The following is an 18,752-nucleotide window of genomic DNA, read 5'->3' as shown; positions in this document are numbered from 1 at the left end:
AAAACTGTCACCGGATAAGTAAATTTGTTTACCTATCCGGCAGTTACCTGCTTACGGTCTGACATTAAATTGTTAGGTTCGCTACCATCCAGGTTCGGTCATGCAGGCCTGCACCGTATCCGTTTGAGTGCGAGCACTCTGCCTTCACCGCTCCCGGACATTCCGTGAAGGTATCGGCGTTACACTAACTCCTCTAACCTGGCGGTAATCCGCTTGGCGGATATCGGATACGCCGTGCCGAGCTGTTGCGCAAACAAGCTTACGCGTAATTCTTCGATCATCCAGCGTACCTCATGCAACGTATCGGGCACTTTGTCAGCAGGGTACTTGCTCTTCGCTTTTTCCCAGGCCGCGATCACTTTTTCTATCGTCACCTGCTGCATACGATCTTTATTCGGATCGATTGGTAACTTTTCCAGACGACGCACCAGGCCTTTGATGTAGCGATTCCAGTCAGGTAAACGCGCCGCGCCAATATCGCTGACAAATCCAGGATACACCAGTTGAGACAAGTGCGATTTGCAGTCTCCCAACGCGCTGACCATGGTCAGCGGCACATTGCCTTTCATTTGCTTCTGACACTGATTAGCCAGTGTGAGTCCCTCCTCTACCTGCTGAGCAATTTTCAGCACCTCGTCGTTGATATCCGCACGCACTGCATCAACACAACGGTCAAAGCTATCCTGGTCGCGAATTTCTGTATTGTGCTGCTTGCAAAACCTTGCAACGAGGTCATCGATGCCTGCCATAATACAGTCATCTATCAGGGCTTTGATTTGCCCGAACGGGTTAAAGTACAGCCCCAGTTTGGCTTTATTCGGTAATTTGTTTTGCAGGTAATTAAGCGGTGACGGCATGGCGTTTTTAATCAGCACATTAACGCCCTGACGGTGCAGCGCTGACGCCTTGCCTGCTTCATCGATAAGCTCGATGTCTACCTTATTACCTTTAGGTACAAGCGCCGGGAACGCCTGCACCTCAAACCCGGCCATCTTTTGTACGAAAGTTTCTGGCAGGGCGTCAAAATCCCATGTTTCAATTCCGGTGCGTTCCAGTTCTGGTGTCGCGGCCTGCTCGAAGGTTTCTTTAACCTGCCCCTGACACTGCTGTTTCAGTGTGTAGAGATCGTCATGGCGGGCAATCGTGTCGCCTTGCTCGTTAACGGCCGCAAAGTGCATTACAAGATGACGCTCCAGTTGCACCTCTTTCCATTCATCTTCGCTGACCGTGATCCCCGTCATACGCCGCAGTTTATCGGTAACCGCATCCACGAGGGTAACCGGCTGACCTTTTTTATTGGTCTGGCTGATATCTGACATACACGCCTGCGCAAAGTTAGGCGCTGGCACAAAGTTTTTGCGAAGACGTTTGGGCAGCCCACGGATCATCGCAGTGATGCGCTCTTCCCGCAACCCGGGCACCTGCCAGTCAAAACCGATATCTTCTACCTGATTTAACAAAGGTAGCGGTATCAGTACCGTAACCCCGTCGTCCGCGGCATTGGGCTCAAAATGATAACGCAGCGGCAGCGTCAGGTTAGCCTGACGCCACACATCCGGAAATGCATTTTCCACACAAAGACCCGGCTGCTGTCGATATACATCTTCCTCAGTGAAACGCAGCGCGTCGCTGCTCTGCTGCTTCCACCATTTTTTGAAAGCCGCCTCGTTGTTAACTTCAACCGGTATGCGGGAGGCATAAAAATCGACCAGTTGCTGCTCGTCCACCATCAGGTCGCGACGACGGGTTTTCTGCTCTAATTCATCAGCCTGCGCCAGTAAAGCATGATTATCATCCAGAAAGTCGTAACGTAAACGGGTATTGCCTTCCACCAGCGCTTCGCGGATAAACAGCTCATGACAAACGGCCGGATCGATCTGGCTGTACACCACGGCCCGGCGCATCACTATTGGTAAACCGAATAAGGTTACTTTCTCCCAGGCCATCACCGCACCGCGCTTTTTCGACCAATGAGGCTCAGAATAACTGGACTGAGTAACATGTTTTGCCAGCGGCTCTACCCAACGCGGGTCGATTCGCGCAACATCGCGCGCAAATAAACGGGAGGTTTCTACCAGCTCTGCGGCCATGACCCACTTTGGTTGCGACTTTGACAAACCGGAGCCGGGAAAAATCATAAACCGGGTATTGCGCGAGCCCAGATATTCGCGGTCTTTATCTTTAAAGCCCAGATGGGATAACAGCCCGGTACACAACGCCTGGTGAATGGCGTCATAATCGGCAGTTTGCTTAACAGTCCCCATCCCAAGCTCAGCCACTGACTTTTTCAGCTGACTGACAATATCCTGCCACTCGCGCATGCGAAGGTAATGAATAAAGTGTGTCTTACACCATTTACGCAGTTGATTATGACTTAGCGACGATTGTTGCTCGCGAAACGCCACCCACAGGTTGTACAGGCTGATAAAATCAGAATCCTTGTCTGCGAATTCGCTGTGTTTCTCATCTGCTGCCTGACGCTTTTCTTGCGGACGCTCTCTGGGATCCTGAATTGACAAGCCAGCCGCAATCACCATTACCTCGCTCAATGCCTGCGTTCTGGCCGCTTCAATCACCATCCGGGCATAGCGCGGGTCGATAGGCAAGCGGGCCACCTGACGGCCGGTCTGGGTAAGGTGCGGCATACCTTTTTTGCGGGTAATTGCCTGGATCTCTTCCAACAGGCGGAAGCCGTCATTGATATTACGGTTATCCGGTGGCTGCACAAAAGGAAAACCGCCGATATCACCGAGTCCCAGCGCCAGCATTTGCAGGATCACCGAGGCCAGATTTGTTCTTAATATTTCCGGATCGGTAAACGCGGGGCGGCCAAGATAATCGTCCTCACTGTAGAGGCGAATACAAATTCCGTCTGACACCCGCCCGCATCGCCCAGCCCGCTGATTAGCGGATGCCTGCGAGATAGGTTCAATGGGAAGGCGTTGCACTTTGCTGCGCACACTATAGCGGGAAATACGGGCAAAGCCCGGGTCAATCACATATTTGATGCCGGGGACGGTTAATGAAGTTTCAGCCACGTTGGTTGCAAGCACAATACGGCGTCCGGAATGGGACTGGAAAATCCGGTTCTGTTCAGACGCAGACAAGCGGGCATACAGCGGCACCACCTCGGTATGCCGATATTGTTGACGATTCAGCGCATCCTGGGTATCGCGAATTTCCCGCTCACCGCTGAGAAATACCAGGATATCGCCGGGCGCTTCTCTGAACAGCTCATCAACCGCACTGACAATGGCGTCAGTCTGGTCAACATCATCTCCCATTTCAGCAGGGTCGCGATAACGCACTTCCACCGGATACGTGCGCCCGCTCACTTCGATAATGGGCGCATCATTGAAGTGCTTTGAAAAGCGCTCAGGATCGATAGTCGCTGAAGTGATAATCAGCTTCAGTTCCGGACGCTTGTTAAGAAGCTGTTTGAGGTAGCCCAGCAGAAAGTCGATATTCAGGCTGCGTTCGTGCGCTTCGTCGATAATGATCGTATCGTACTGGTTTAAAAAGCGATCCTGCTGCATTTCTGCCAGCAGCATACCGTCGGTCATCAGCTTGATGTACGACTGTTCGGAGACCTGATCAGAAAAGCGGATCTTAAAGCCCACTTTTTCGCCCAGTGGTGTGTTGAGCTCTTCCGCTATGCGGTTGGCAACGCTGCGGGCCGCAAGGCGTCGTGGCTGGGTGTGTGCAATCATACCATCGACACCCCGCCCCATTTCCAGACAGATTTTAGGCAGCTGTGTGGTTTTCCCCGAGCCCGTCTCACCTGCCACTATAACCACCTGATGGCTCGCAATAGCGGCTTTAATGTCGTCTTTCTTATCGCTTACCGGTAGCGGCGGATATTCCACCTCAGGCAGATTTTCCGCCCGGTGCTGTTTCTTTGCTACAGAGGACGTTATGGCTTGTGCAACCCGGGCCAGTTTATCGCTGTTGTCACCATCACCATTTTTCTCTGCCGCCATAGCCTGTTGTAAACGGCGTTTCAAACGAAAACGGTCCGCCAGCAGCGTCTCATCAAGCAGGCTGAACAACTGTTTTACTGACGGGGTATTGGCAGCGGAGTCGGGCAAAATTATGTTCCTTTTTAAAATCAGGCGCAGATCCTAATTAACTGATTCAGGTTGTGCAACTAAAAGCCGGCACGACACAGACCGGCGCGCTCATCGGTCGCTTGCGAACCAGATACCGGTTGCAATTATCTTGTTCGTTGCCGTTAGCGAGAATTAATACCAGTCTGTAATAATGTGTGATCAGCTCAGAGCACTCATCATTACGGATTGGTATAAACCGGAGTGTGCCTATGCGTTAAGTCTGGCTGACTAAAGCTCATCACCGGTATGGGTGATGTAACGCGGCAGATTAAAGGTAATGGCAGTAATGCCAAACACCAGCAGCAACATCGGATACCAGCTGTAAACTGTCACCGAGAGCGGAGAAATGCCCACCACCGCCGCAGCACTTAACAACTGAGCGCCATAAGGCACCAATCCCTGAAACCCGCATGAAAATACATCCAGCAGACTGGCGGTACGTCGCGGATCAACGCCGTACTTTGTGTTTAAGTCTTTCGCAATGGGGCCGGCAGCAACAATCGCAATGGTGTTATTTGCCGTCGACACATCCAGAAAGCTTACCAGGCTGGCTATACTGAACTCGGCACCGCGTCGGCTTTTTATCCGGCGTGTAAGCACCTGAATCAGAAAAGCAATCCCCCCATAGGCATGCATAAGAGCCACAATACCACCAATGGTTATGGCAATCATGGCCAGGTCCTGCATCCATCCGAGACCTTTTTGCATGCTCTGCAGCATTTCAATAACCGTAAAACTGCCATTAAACAATCCGACAATGCCGGCACTTCCGATACCAGTCGCCAGCACTGCAATGACGTTGAGCCCGGCAAGCGCCGCAATAATAATAAGAATATAGGGTAGCACCAGTATCCACTGTGTCGGCCCGCCCTGAGGCAGTATCGCACTATCTACCGGTATCAGGCACAGCAGAATGACAGTGACCAGAGCGGCTGGCACCGCAATTACCAGGTTCGCTTTGAATTTATCAGTAAGCTTCACCCCCTGACTCCGGGTGGCGGCGATGGTGGTATCAGATACGAATGACAGGTTATCGCCAAACATCGCACCACCCACCACAATACCAAGCGCCATGGGTACCGGAATTCCCAGGCTTTCGGCCAGACCTGCGCCAATCGGTGACAGCGCGGTTATCGTTCCCATTGACGTTCCCATAGCAAACGAAATAAAACAGCAGATAAGAAACAGGCCAGGAAGGATCACGCCACGGGGAATAAACTGTAGCGCCAGGTTTACCGTGGCATCACGCGCGCCGATATCGATAGTCAGCGCATAAAATGCCCCGGCCAACAGAAAGATAAACACCAGAAGAATGATATTTTTATCCCCGCCCCCGCGACAAAATAACTGAATTTTATCAGCCACGTTGAGCGACTTTTTGCGGTCATTCAGTCCCAAAGCCAGACCGGCAGACAGAAAAAACGCAACCAGTATGGGCATTGCTGTTATCGAGCCGGTGAAAACACCTGTGACAATTACCAGCACGACAAAAAAGAAAATGGGCAATAATCCAAAGGGATTGGCGGATACATCAGACTGCACAGGCTCTCCGGGTGAGATAAACAGGAAAATCGCATCAGAATAAGGCGTTTTGACGGTAATGCAAGCGCAGGTTGTTATAAGTCATGGCGAATTGACAGGCTATCTGTGATAGCGCACGGCAGACGGCGTGAAAACAGAAGATAACGAGAGAAGAAGCTTATACCTCGCGTAGTTCACTGGGCGTATGACCTGTCCAGCGTTTCACTGCGCGCCTGAAGTTTGGCAAGTCAGTAAACGCCATTTGCAGCGCACTTTGCTCATTATTAAGTTTTTGCACCGACAATAAATAAATAGCCTGCTGGCGGCGAACCTGATCGTTCAGTTCGCTGAACGTGGTCTGATGGTCCTTGAGTTTTCGTTTAAGTGTCGCCGGGCTGTAATTGAGCTGCGATGCCAGTGATGACAGCGTACACCCTGGTCGAGATGCAATTTGCTCCCGCACAACATCGAGCAGGCTGACGCAGACGGCCGCATTCTCCTGTAAATGCGTAAGCAGCGCGTGACGATAAAAGGCATCCCGTTTGGGAAAAGCCCGTTTCAGCTCCCTCATTTCCAGCTGAATGCTAAGCATGGGCTGATCGAACGCGAGTCGGAAGCCCAGATGCGCCTCATACTCATGAACATGGCGGGGACGGCTAAAGTTAAATCTGAAGTTGCATGCCAGTCGCTGCCCCAGCCAATACCGAAACAGGGAGACAAAGAACGCCCCATAGAGCTGCGTAACGAAAGGCCAGAGCTTGCCGCATCCAAACGGATCCTGAAACGCCAGAACGCGCCGCCCTTTTCCCGCATAGATCGACACCGACATCAGTGGACAGAAGTGCCAGCGAAAACGCGTAATCATTTGCAGTGCATCCAGCACATTATGACAACTACCTACGCCATGCCAGGTGCCGGTAAGATGCGCTGTCGCCATCGATTTTCCAATTTGAAAGGCAATGTCTGGCCCGTTGGCATAATTCTGAGCATTGGTGAATAGCGTTAACAGTTGCGCCGGGCTCACCAACAATTCCGGTTTTAAATCTGAGATAAAAATGCCGGTACCGCGTAGTATTTTATGTTCCGCCGCTCCCCGGGGGCCGGTAACCGACAACACCGCCTTGACGATAGCTGAAGCCGGGATCACCTTATCGTGTTTTACTACGGGTGCGACAACCTGCATCAGGCGACCTGCGATGCACAGGTATCGAGCTGCTCGTTCAGACGGCGTAATAGCGCTGGCACTTCCATCCCCGGCACTAGCTGCGCTTGCACTGCCCGTGCGCTGTTAAACACCGCCGTTGTCTGACTGTTGCAACGAAACGCCAGATGGCGGATAGAGGTACATAGCTGACTGATAAGGTGACTGACCTCGTCCCGGTTCATATCCGGCAGCAACAGAGCAAAGCGGTCGCCGGCGTAACGACACGCCAGGTCACAGTCGCGAAGGTGCATGACCAGAAGCTGCGCCACTTCTTTTAAAAACCGATCGCCTTCCTGCTGACCATAGCGAAGATTGAACTGACTGAAATCATTGATATCCAGCACCACCACGCAGCCTGTTTTCTCCTGCAACAACAAATTGCGGGCACACGCCTGCCAGTAATCGCCACGATAAAGTTGCGTGATCGAATCAACTTGCTCGTGACTCCGGCTGTCCCACTCCTTACGACGCAGCTGGGTATTGAGCACCAGTTGTTCCTGATGCCACAAATATAACGCTACTGACATAATCACCATGCCAATAGCAGCAGGGATGGACTCGACCATACTCAGCCAGTCAGCCGACACGGGATAGGTCAAAAACTCATCCAGCACATCCAGCAGCGCGGAAAACATAAAGAAGGTTAACCCCAGGGTAAGCAGTGTCGTGACCTTTCCCGCAGGTCGGCTGGCAAGTACGGCAACAATCCAGCCAAAGGTAAGCAGGACAACGCTGCCTTCACCGGTAATATCCAGCCAGGATATGATTGCAGCCGGCTTTGCGGTGCCCTGCGTTATTGCCAGCGTAAACGCCGAGCAAACGGTGGCCAGTACAGCACCAATCAAATGACTATGGCGGCCCAACTGGGAGAATAGTGTCGCGTTATACATGTTGACTCACTGGTTCTGAATTAATCACGTCAGGCCCCTAATTAACGTGGAACGCTGGCATGTGAACAGGGTCATTCTGGCTCACGAATGTGACAGACACGTGACGCGCGTGCCTGAAAGTGCGGTAAGAAATCCTGAAATAAATAACAGATTCAGTAAGTTAGCAGAGGGTCATATCGGCTCACTCAGTTCCTGAAAACAGTTAATTCTGTCTGATAAAGCCCCCTGTCGCGATTACGTCATATTGCAGTCACATAATTGTCATCTGCTCTGCCTAGGGTAAGCGACGCACAACTCACTTGCTTAGCAGAAAAAAGGGAACACCATGTCACGAAAACTTTCTCTACTCTCCCGGGCGTGTATCGCAGCTTTGGGACTGGCATCACTGAGTGCGATATCACCCGCTCTTGCCGCTGACAATGCAACGATTGTAGGCCAGCTTACCAATACCGCGGAAAACCGGGTGTATGCCGGTGCGCAGATAACCGTTGTCGAGCTGGGACGCACCACGCAGTCTGAACGTGACGGCTCGTTTCGTTTCACCGCATTACCAGCGGGCACCTATACGCTGGAAATCAGTTACCTGGGTGCAGACACGATTACGCAGCAGGAGACGGTCTCACAAGACAGCACCATCACGCCAGTTATTACGCTGGATGATGACAGCGCCATGACGGAAATGATCGTTCGCGGGCAGCGCAGCGGTCAGGCCAGCGCAATAAACCAGCAGCGTGTTGCCGATACCATTTCATCTATCGTATCGGCTGATGCCATTGGCCAGTTTCCGGATCAGAACGCCGCAGAATCATTACAACGTCTGCCCGGCTTGTCCATTGAACGTGACCAGGGTGAAGGCAGGTTTGTCGGGATCCGGGGAATCGACCCGAACTTAAACAATGTCACCATTAACGGGCTAAATATCCCTTCTCCGGAATCGGGCGTGCGTTCGGTTGCGCTGGATGTCATTCCATCAGAGCTGATCCAGACCCTGAAGGTATCTAAGTCTGTCACATCTGACATGGATGCTGACGCCATCGGTGGCGCGGTAGAAGTCAAAAGTTTAAGCGCGTTTGATCGCGAAACTAACACCGCCAGCCTGACCGTTCAGGGCAGCCAGAATGCATTACGGGACCAAACCAGCCCCAAAGTTTCCGGCAGCATGACACGCAAAGTCTCTGAAGATTTTGGTGTTGCGGCGGCACTTTCATGGTTTGACCGGGATTTTGGCTCAGACAACATTGAATCCAACGGCGATGATGAAGTTGAGCAGCGTTACTACGCGATTAACCGCGAGCGCCTGGGCGCGGCGCTGAACTTTGACTATCGACCCGATTTCAACAATCAGTATTTCTTGCGCACGCTGTACAGCGAATTCACAGATGAGGAATTTCGTCTGGCGAACACCTTTGTGTTTGATGGTGAAGACAGCGAGATTGAACGTGGCAGTAAGGACAGACTCGAAACGCAGTCGATTCTGACGTTAACGGCAGGTGGTGAGCATCAGCTGGATACCTGGCAACTTGACTGGCAACTCGGCTACGCCAAGTCGGATGAAGACGAACCGGACGCGCTTTATTACGACTTTATCACCGAAAACGACAGCATTGATGCCGATCTGGAAACCCGGATCCCGTTGGTCAGCCAAAACGCCGACGCCATGTCCTTATCCACTTATGAACTCGACGAGATTGCGTTTGAGGACAACTATACCGAAGATACCGAAACCAGCATCAAAGTGGATATCACCCGGCCCGTCACTTTTGGCCGCCATAAAGGCGAAATTAAGCTGGGTACCAAGTACCGGTCTCGCGAAAAAGACCGCGACAGTAACATTTTCATTTATGACGGCGACTTTGATGGCGTCGATCCGGCCATGTACGCGACGAGCAGCCCTGACTGGGGATTGGGCGACTTCGGCCCCGGGCTGGACAGAGCTGCCATGCGCAGTAACTTCAACGCCAACCGCAGCGCACTGGAACTGGCAGAACTGGACTCTGAGCTGGAATCCAACGGCGCATCTTACGTCAATAAAGAAGACATCTTCGCGGCATACCTGATGTCCTCGGTCGATATTGACGACTGGCGAATTGTAGCCGGGGTGCGCTATGAAAAAACCGACTTCAGCACAAACGGCATGCGCGTGGAGCTTATCGAGGACGAACAGAGCGACGTGGAAACCGTAGAAAATACTCCATGGAGCAACGAACGCGACTACGACTACCTGCTTCCCAGTATTAATGTTCGCTGGGCGCTCACTGAAAAGCTTTTGGTGCGCGGTGCTTATACCCAGACAATTTCCCGTCCCAAATTCGAAGATGTAGCAGCGTTTCAGATTATTGAAACCAAAACCGAGGAAGATGACGGCGTCTTTGTGACTGAACGTGAAGCTGAGGTGGGCAATCCGCAACTTAAGCCTTATGAAGCGGACAATCTCGACTTGTCCGTTGAATACTACCCCGGCGATATCGGCGTACTCTCCGCCGGCTTATTTTACAAAGACATTGACAACTTTGTGGTTTACGCCGACGTGGCAGGGACAGAAGGCTGGGACGGCTACGATGAAGTGGTTCAGGCAATTAACGGTGAATCGGCTTCGATTCACGGCATAGAATTGTCCTGGGTTAAAGCTTTTAACAATGGCTTTCTGATCTCGACCAACGCCACCTTCTCCAGTTCTGATGCCACCACGTTCCTCGATGGTGAACGCTATGAAACCCGTTTACCGAATCAGTCTGACCGCATCGGCAATATCACGCTGGGCTACGAAGGCAATGACGTCAGCCTGCGACTGACTGCGGCCTACAAAAGCGACAACTTTGAAGAAATCGATGGCGACATGCTTCGTATCGAGGACGATCATACGCAGTTAGATTTCATGGCGAAGTACTACATAAACGACACCATGAACGTCTACTTCAATGCCATCAATATCAATGACGAGCCTTATTATCACTACTTTGACTCGCGCAACCGCAACGCGCAGTACGAAGAATACGGGCGCACTTTTGAGCTGGGTTTTACCTGGCAAATTCAGTAACACCAAAGTGGCGGGAGCCATCCCGCCACCCATTTCTGAGAATAACGATGTTAAAAACAAGCTTTTTATTTTTCAGTTTGCTGCTGTCAGTGACGACACTGGCAAACACCGTCACTAACGACAACTGGTATCAACACAATCAGATAGATATGCTTGCGGTTGATGAAGATGCCTATCACTTTCTGGTTCTGGGCGACTGGGGCAGAAATGGTCATTTTTATCAGCGTGATGTGGCTAAGTGGATGGATATGGCGTCCTGGCAACTGGATGCAGAATTTATTGCTACCACCGGCGATAATTTTTACGACAACGGTGTGGCGTCCGTGTCGGACCCTTACTGGCAAAGCGCCTTTGAGGAAGTTTATCATTACCCTCACCTGTTCATCGATTGGTTCCCCACGCTGGGTAATCACGATTACCGTGGCAACTGGCAGGCACAAATTGACTACAGCCAGCGAAGCCGACGCTGGGAAATGCCAGCACCGTACTACAAAAAATCCGTGACGCTGGATGATGGCACCCGTCTCTTGCTTTTGTTTATTGATACCTCTCCACTAAACCCAGCCTACGATAACGAGGCAAAATATGCGGCTGCACGCGCTCAGGGACAGCAACAACAGTTACGCTGGCTGGAAACCTCTCTGGCAAACACTGATGCCGATTGGAAAGTGGTCATTGGCCATCATCCGCTGTATTCCAGTGGTAAGCGCTATGGCAAGACAAGTGAGATCCGGGACGTGTTGGAACCAATATTTGAAAAATACCGCGTGGATGCTTATTTCGCGGGTCATGAGCATGACATGCAGCACAACAGAGTGGCCGGTAAGCACGTAGAGCATTTTATCTCAGGTGGCGGATCTGAAGTGCGTCCGGTTTCATCCTACGACTTCACACAGTTTGCGCGATCAACTGGCGGGTTTGCAACCGTCTCAGTCAGAAAAGCCACACTAGACGTGCAGTTTGTCGATCACAACGGCAAGAAAATTTATCACTATACTATTGCAAAAGGAAACCAGCCATGAAGCTACTGTCAGCGCTGCTGTTTACCCTTGGCTCAACCTCTTTATACGCCCACGGCCTAGAAGCCATATCGGGACCAAAGCCAGAGAAGTCTGCCTCTTTTCGCGCGGTAAACACACACGCAATCACCATTGGCGATAAGCATTTTTACCTGACGACCAGCGAAACTTCGGGGCTGACGCTGCGGTCTCAGGACAATCAGGTGGTGCAACACTATTCCGGCAGATACTCATTGTCGGACACTGTCACTATCCGTGACCAGTTACTGGTAAGTACCCTCAACACCAATACATCTGATGTCCATATTGTACGTTTTTCATTACACGAGCCACCGGAAACGCTCTCCATTATTCCGCCGGATAATGCCGATACAGAAGCAGTGTGTTTGTCCGTTGAGCAGGACTACCCGGAAGTCTTTGTAGTGAATGCGCGGGGTAGCATTCGTCAATATGCGTTGCCGCAGCTATCTTCCTCTGAGTCAGAGCCCGTGCTGCTGCGGACTATTTCAGGCGCACCAGGCATCAAAAGCTGCAGCGTAGCGGCGCGTGCTGGCGTGCTATATCTGGCCGACGAATATGCCGGTATTTGGGCCTACCCAACCAATATCGAGTCTGATGAGCGCCGATCGCTTGTGTATCATCATCCTCAATATGCTGTTGAAGGCGTCAGCGCCCTGCCCGATGGAAGGATATTTTGGGTCTCGCCGGATGACGCTGCCGTTTATTCCCATTCAGCGGGGGCAATCACGCGCTATCCGCTTGCTGAGGACTCAGAACCGGAAGCCATTCATAGCCGTTACCTTGCGTCTGAAACAATCCTGAGCGTTTATGACGATGCCACCGAGGAGGTCTCTGTGTATTCCATACCAGCCGCTGCTCCTCCCATGCATGACTCTGATAACACCAAGGCAGACATTACCGTCAGCGCAGATGCAGAAACCACACCGGTAGCACGCTTTGGCGATGCTGCCGATGATCCTGCTATCTGGTACAACGCCAAAGCCCCCGCGCAAAGTCTGATTCTGGGTACCGACAAAAAGGCCGGACTTAATGTGTATTCACTGGACGGCTCACTATTACAGTCGCTTCCCGTTGGCCGCGTTAACAATGTGGATGTACGCTACGATTCCGGCCGTTACTTTGATGACGCCGATATTGCTGTTGCCAGCAACCGCTCAGATAACAGTATCAGTGTTTTCTCCATTGCCCATAAAAACGGCGAGGTGCAGGAAGTTGCCCGTATCCCGACCACCCTGAGTGATGTCTATGGCTTGTGTCTGTATAAATCGCAAAATACTATCGATGTATTTATTAACGATACTGATGGCCGGTACCAGCGACACCGTCTGATGACAGATGGTGACAGCATCAGCGCTTCATTGATTGAGACATTCAGACTTCCCAGCCAACCTGAGGGTTGTGTCGCCGACGACGCCAGGCAAAGGCTTTACATGGGCGAGGAAAGTGCCGGCATCTGGCAAAAAGATCTTTCTCAGCCTAATGCTGAACCGGTTCGCGTGATAGACGTCAGCGATCCGGTAAAAGCTGATATTGAAGGGATGGCCTTTTTTGATGTAGATGAAGTCCGTTATTTACTGGTATCCAGTCAGGGGAACCACCGTTATGCACTTTACAAAACGGATAGCAGCCATGCTCTTGTAGGCACGTTTAGCATTGGTATCAACTGGGAAAAAGGCATCGATGGCGTGTCAGAAACTGACGGACTGGATGCAAGCAACCTGAACTTTGGCGAGCGCTTTCCTGAAGGGCTTGTGGTGGTTCAGGATGGGCACAATGTGATGCCCACCGAAAACCAGAACTTTAAGATTGTCGACGCTCGTCAGTTATCGAAGCACATCCGGGCGTTACTGCAATAAGACCGGCGTATCGTATCAGGCGACTGGTTAACTGGCCGCCTGATAGCCTGAACGTAATTGTACATCGATAGCTCTGAGTACGGCAGTGCGATTGATGGTTCCCAGAAGAACGCCATCATCATCCACAATGGGGTATACCCTCGGCTTTTCTTTAATCAGCGTCTGCGCCAGTTCGACTACCGACAAATACGGCTTGATGGTTAACGCGGGGGTTCGCATAATGTCTGACACCCTACACACTTGTTCACGGTAGTAACTCGACTCCACCATATTTTTAATACAGTCCTGTTCGGACAAAAAGCCAACGACTTTTCCTTTCTCATTGACTACCGGCCCTCCGGTTTGACCGCTTGAGAGCAGTGTCTCCACTGCTTCGGCCACCGGCATGTCTACCTTCAGTTTTACCGGATGGGTATTCATATAGTCACATACCTGCAACGATTTCATCTTGCCTCCCCGCGTAGCGCACGCTGATAGCCATTAAACGCCTCATTATTATTCACGGTTCACACTCACTGGTGTTTGCTACCGCTACGTTTAAGACTAGACGGAGTTACCCCATCCGGCTATTTTTTGGGTGAATATTTTATATCACGGATTAAGACGTTCACCCCACTCGCCATAAATGCCAATGGCAACATTTCCTTCGGTATCAATTTTAGCGCGGTACATCCCCTCAGAATTGAACGGCGTGGCGATGTTACCTTTGCTATCCACCGCAATAATACCGCCGTCACCACCCACTTCAGCGAGTACATCGTTGATAACGGTGTTGGCGGCTTCATCCAGTGACAGTCCCTGATATTTCACTCTGGAGCAGATGTCTGCAGCGACATGATAGCGAATAAAATACTCACCGTGCCCGGTGGCTGACACAGCGCAACTGGCATTGTCTGCCCAGGTACCAGCACCAATCACTGGTGAGTCTCCGATCCTGCCAAAGCGCTTTGCCGTCATGCCGCCGGTAGAAGTGCCTGCCACCAGGTTGCCTTCTGCGTCCAGTACCACTGCGCCCACTGTGCCAAACCGCTCGTTGCCCTGCTGTCCACCATGGGTGACTCCTGCCTTCTCCATTCGGGCTTTGGCGCGATCCAGCGCCTCTTTTCTGCGTGTGGTATCAAACAGTGAATTATCTACTGGCGTCATGCCTTGCAACTCAGCAAAGGTCTCTGCGCCTTTTCCCGACAGCATAACGTGAGGCGAATGGTTCATCACTGCGCTGGCTGCAGCAATGGGGCTGCGTATGGTTTTCACACCGGCCACCGCACCAGCGTTAAGCGTCCCGCCATGCATGATAGACGCATCCAGTTCGTGCTCACCATCGTAGGTGTATACCGCGCCAATACCAGCATTGAATAATGGCGACGTCTCCAGGATTTGAATGGTTTCAATCACTGCCTTTTCTCCTGGCTCACCCGCTTTGAGTAAGGTGTGACCGTGCCGGACGGCCTCTTCCAGTTTTGCCAGGTACGCAGCTTCCATTTCCGGCGTCATGTTTGCTTTTAATATTGTGCCCGCGCCACCATGAATCACGATGGCAACCGGCGCCTCTGTTTCTGCCTGAGTCAATGTGCTTACCGCCACCGCACAAGCAAAGGCACCAACTTTAATCCAGTTTTTCATATTATTTTTCTCGTTAATCAAACACGTGACACTACTGTACACATCTTATGTGAAAAAATCCGCGTCCCCTCAACGTAACATTTGGCAGCCTCATCCCATTGGTATTGGTCAGCAGGCAGTGTACACTTCGCCGACTAACGTAAAACCAAATAAGATACGTAAAGCGCTTATCATGACCGAACCCAGTATTCTCTGGCACGATTACGAGACATTCGGGACCAGCCCGCAAAAGGATCTGCCATGCCAGTTTGCCGCCATTCGCACCGACAGCGATCTTAATATCATTGGCAAACCAATAAACATCATGAGCCAGATTGCTAACGACTATCTGCCGCAGCCGGGGGCATGTCTGGTAACCGGAATCACCCCGCAACAAACGCTTCGCGACGGTATGATTGAGGCTGAGTTTTCACGTCAGGTGTTTGCCGCTATGAGTGAGCCCAACACATGCGTAGCTGGCTATAACAGTATTCGTTTTGATGATGAAGTCTCCCGATACCTGTTTTACCGAAATTTTTACGACCCCTATGCCCGCGAATGGCGAAATGGCAACAGCCGCTGGGATATTATCGACCTGGCGCGGGCTTGTTACGCCCTGCGACCCGATGGCATAAACTGGCCTACGCGGGAAGACGGTGCGCCTAGCTTCAAGCTGGAGCATTTAACACAGGCAAATGGCATTGCACACGGCGATGCGCATGATGCGCTGTCGGATGTGCATGCCACCATCGGCCTGGCAAAACTGATCAAAACGCACCAACCCAAATTATATGACTATGCGTTTTCACTTCGCAGCAAACAAAACGTGTTAAAGCAGTTTGATTTTTCACGGCCCTCTGTATTGTTGCACATATCTTCGCGCCTGCCCGCGCACCAGGGCTGCTGTACCTGGGTAATGCCAGTTGCGATGCATCCGAACAACCCCAACGCGGTTATTGTTATCGATCTGTCACGCGCGACAACGCTGCTCGAATCTGGCAACACGGAAGAGATCCGCCAGGCGCTCTACGCCCGGCAGGATGAGCTCGACGACCCGTCCGTAAGGCCGGGATTAAAGCTCATCCACATAAACCGTTCGCCATTCGTGACAACTGCCAAGGCGATGACAGAGGAAAACGCCGCAAGGCTGGGCCTTGATCGTGAACAATGTCTGGAAAATTTCAGGTTGCTAAGCCAGCGACAGGAGATACTGGACAAGGTAGTCGCTGTATTCGACGAGCCGCATGCTGACAGCCAGGATGACGCCGATCATGCTCTCTACAGTGGCGGTTTTCTTAACGACGAAGACCGGAGATGGTGTGAGACGGTACGTGAGGCAGAACCTTACCAACTTGCGGTGATGGCAGACAAAACCCATAACCCCAGACTGCGAACACTGTTGTTTCGCTATCGCGCCCGTAACTTTCCGCAGACGCTATCGCATGATGAAATGCAGCGCTGGCAGCATCACAGGCAGTATCGCCTTACCGATCCGGACTCGCCCGCTTCACTGACGATAGAGGCATTCCTGTTCTCGTTGGAAACGCTGGCTCAGGAAAATGTTGACGATCCGAACAAACAGGCAATCCTGCGAGCACTTTATCAATACGCTGAAAACCTTTGACGTCACGGTGTCACTGCCTTATAAAATAAAAGTTAAGGCAGTGATAAGCGTGCCGATATCTCTTATATAGACCGGCAATGGATGATGTAATGAAAGGCGTAACAGTCTCCTTCGATAATTCAAAAAACTATGTAGACCTGACCCTTAAACCGGCAGAGTTCGATAAAGAGCTGAACTCCAAAGCACTTTTTGACCGTGTCGCTGAAGGCGAATTTCAGTCGCTTTACATTTCCGAATCCACAATTAAGCAAGCCTGTGACAAGGCCAATCATTATTACAAGACCCAGGATCCTACCGAAGTCACCGAACGAGTTGGTGAACGCAGGAATGCTGAGGTAGAGTTTCGTATTCCTGAAGATGGAATGTCAGCGAGCTTGGTTCTTACCGCCCCTTACGGTGGAAAAATGCCATCTCCAACTGCAATAAAAAATCTCGCACTGAAAAATAAGATCCTTCGCGGCATTGGCATTAAGCGTATTCAGAATATGCTTATAGAAGCGAAGAAATCACCGCCAGGATCAGTAATAGAAGGCGTTATCGCCCAGGGACTCCCTCCCCGAGACGGAAAGTCATCACGTTTTGCACCGCTTGTTCCCAATGCGCTAGAACGAGTGTTACGGCCACAGAGCAGCGATGGTAGCCGGGTAGATATGCGTAATCTGGGTGAAGTTATCTGTGTAAAGGCAAACACAGAGGTATTGCGCAGAACCCCTCCCACTAAAGGGCGCAGTGGTTTTGATGTTCGCGGTAATGTGTTACCTGCAAAAGCCGGAGAATGGCTGCAGTTTAAAATGGGATCAGGCACGCGTGTCAGCGACCATGACGAAAACCTGCTCATATCTGCTATTGCTGGCATGCCCAAATACCAGGATGTCACTATGAATATTGACGACACCTTCATCTGTAGTGGCGTCAATGTGGGTTCAGGTCACGTAAACTATGACGGTGCCGTTTTGGTTAATGGCGATGTCACAGAAAAAATGATCATTAAGGCGGCTGGCGATGTCACGGTAAACGGCTTTGTCGAGTCTGCCAGGATTGAATCCGGCGGTGATATCATCATCACTGAAGGCGCCATGGGCAAAGTCAATGACAACCAGAGCGATTACAGCTGTCAGTTAATAGCCTCAGGCAACGTGCATGTGCAGCACGGCCAGGGCCTGGATATTCAATGCACAGGCAATATTACTGTGGGCAGGCAGCTGGCTTACAGTCGTCTACGCTGTGGTGGTGCGGTCATCGTCGGTCAAATTGATAATCCACAAGGGAATTTGTTTGCCTGTGATATCGTCAGCCAGTCAGCGATTGTTGCGGGCACCCTTGGTGCTGTCTCTGGCAGTACGCTTAAAGTTGATTTTTCACCTGGGTTTAATCTTATTATTGAGCGCAAAGACAATCTTGATGAACTGCTTAAACAGCTGCGGGAAAATAATCTGCGTCACAAAGAAAAAATTGATTACATTAAAACCAAAATAATTCCCAAAGAGATGCGGGATAAAGTCAATGAGGCGTTAGAGCTACTGAAAAATGAAGCCGCTTTGCTCAGCTGGATTGAAGATAAAGCGTTGGAGATGAAAGCGGCCAAAGACAATTATCAGAATGATATCAAGCTGGTAGCTAACAAAAGACTCTACGCAGGCGTAGCAGTGAAGCTGAACAACCGAAACTGGCGCTCAGAGCGTGAGTATGATCGCTCTCTGGTAAAATATGAGGCACACCAGTGGCATCACGAGCCACTAACATCCTGACGTCAATCACGCTGGGATTCTGTCAACCTCCTATCACGGTATGCCCATGGTTGTCTCATAAAGCCCGCTAAAGCCCTCTTAGCCTGGAGCAACTGCCAGGCTTTAAGAAAACCTTGCGTTG

General features: G+C 51.2%; 11 protein-coding genes. 5 read left to right on the top strand and 6 right to left on the bottom strand.

Annotated elements, in window-relative coordinates; genetic code table 11:
• Positions 1-179 precede the first annotated feature (179 nt).
• From hrpA to ACLBLI_RS08465, 4 genes are all read right to left on the bottom strand, one after another.
• Positions 180-4,088, bottom strand: a complete 3,909-nt coding sequence (gene hrpA / locus ACLBLI_RS08480; RefSeq protein WP_414830654.1) for an ATP-dependent RNA helicase HrpA — start codon at positions 4,086-4,088, stop codon at positions 180-182.
• 249 nt (positions 4,089-4,337) lie between these two features.
• On the bottom strand, positions 4,338-5,651 hold the full coding sequence (locus tag ACLBLI_RS08475) for a Na+/H+ antiporter NhaC family protein (RefSeq protein WP_414830653.1): 1,314 nt from the start codon (positions 5,649-5,651) through the stop codon (positions 4,338-4,340).
• Between the two features lie 157 nt (positions 5,652-5,808).
• Positions 5,809-6,813, bottom strand: coding sequence for a helix-turn-helix domain-containing protein (locus ACLBLI_RS08470; RefSeq protein ID WP_414830652.1), 1,005 nt, complete (start codon positions 6,811-6,813; stop codon positions 5,809-5,811).
• Positions 6,813-7,724 carry a GGDEF domain-containing protein gene (locus ACLBLI_RS08465; protein WP_414830651.1) on the bottom strand — a complete coding sequence of 304 codons (912 nt, stop codon included), beginning with the start codon at positions 7,722-7,724 and terminating at the stop codon, positions 6,813-6,815. Before ACLBLI_RS08465 ends, ACLBLI_RS08470 begins: the two co-directional genes overlap by 1 nt.
• Positions 7,725-8,049: 325 nt before the next feature.
• On the opposite strand from ACLBLI_RS08465, the gene ACLBLI_RS08460 reads away from it, so the two are divergent.
• Genes ACLBLI_RS08460 through ACLBLI_RS08450 form a run of 3 tightly spaced genes read left to right on the top strand, consistent with a single transcriptional unit; the run spans position 8,050 to position 13,657 of the window.
• A complete protein-coding gene (locus ACLBLI_RS08460; protein ID WP_414830650.1) occupies positions 8,050-10,761 on the top strand; it encodes a TonB-dependent receptor in 2,712 nt (903 codons plus the stop codon).
• Between the two features lie 47 nt (positions 10,762-10,808).
• Positions 10,809-11,783 carry a metallophosphoesterase gene (locus ACLBLI_RS08455; RefSeq protein ID WP_414830649.1) on the top strand — a complete coding sequence of 325 codons (975 nt, stop codon included), beginning with the start codon at positions 10,809-10,811 and terminating at the stop codon, positions 11,781-11,783.
• Positions 11,780-13,657 (top strand): phytase, encoded by a 1,878-nt coding sequence (locus tag ACLBLI_RS08450; RefSeq protein WP_414830648.1) that lies wholly within the window; start codon positions 11,780-11,782, stop codon positions 13,655-13,657. Before ACLBLI_RS08455 ends, ACLBLI_RS08450 begins: the two co-directional genes overlap by 4 nt.
• A gap of 27 nt (positions 13,658-13,684) precedes the next feature.
• Here ACLBLI_RS08450 and ACLBLI_RS08445 read toward each other — a convergent pair whose 3' ends face one another.
• Both ACLBLI_RS08445 and ACLBLI_RS08440 read right to left on the bottom strand, forming a co-directional pair.
• Positions 13,685-14,104 carry a CBS domain-containing protein gene (locus ACLBLI_RS08445; RefSeq protein ID WP_414830647.1) on the bottom strand — a complete coding sequence of 140 codons (420 nt, stop codon included), beginning with the start codon at positions 14,102-14,104 and terminating at the stop codon, positions 13,685-13,687.
• A gap of 144 nt (positions 14,105-14,248) precedes the next feature.
• The gene (locus ACLBLI_RS08440) at positions 14,249-15,280 is read right to left on the bottom strand and encodes an isoaspartyl peptidase/L-asparaginase family protein (RefSeq protein WP_414830646.1); all 1,032 of its coding nucleotides are present in this window, start codon (positions 15,278-15,280) and stop codon (positions 14,249-14,251) included.
• A 172-nt stretch (positions 15,281-15,452) separates the two neighbouring features.
• On the opposite strand from ACLBLI_RS08440, the gene sbcB reads away from it, so the two are divergent.
• Both sbcB and ACLBLI_RS08430 read left to right on the top strand, forming a co-directional pair.
• Complete coding sequence (sbcB, locus tag ACLBLI_RS08435; RefSeq protein WP_414830645.1) at positions 15,453-16,883, top strand: exodeoxyribonuclease I; 1,431 nt, start codon at positions 15,453-15,455, stop codon at positions 16,881-16,883.
• Between the two features lie 89 nt (positions 16,884-16,972).
• Positions 16,973-18,631, top strand: a complete 1,659-nt coding sequence (locus tag ACLBLI_RS08430; RefSeq protein WP_414830644.1) for a DUF342 domain-containing protein — start codon at positions 16,973-16,975, stop codon at positions 18,629-18,631.
• The last annotated feature ends 121 nt before the right edge of the window (positions 18,632-18,752 follow it).

The organism is Alteromonas sp. H39 (assembly GCF_047556435.1).
Lineage (GTDB): Bacteria > Pseudomonadota > Gammaproteobacteria > Enterobacterales > Alteromonadaceae > Alteromonas.
Note: the sequence above shows the minus strand (reverse complement) of the source record. Positions and strands in the feature narration are given on the sequence as shown.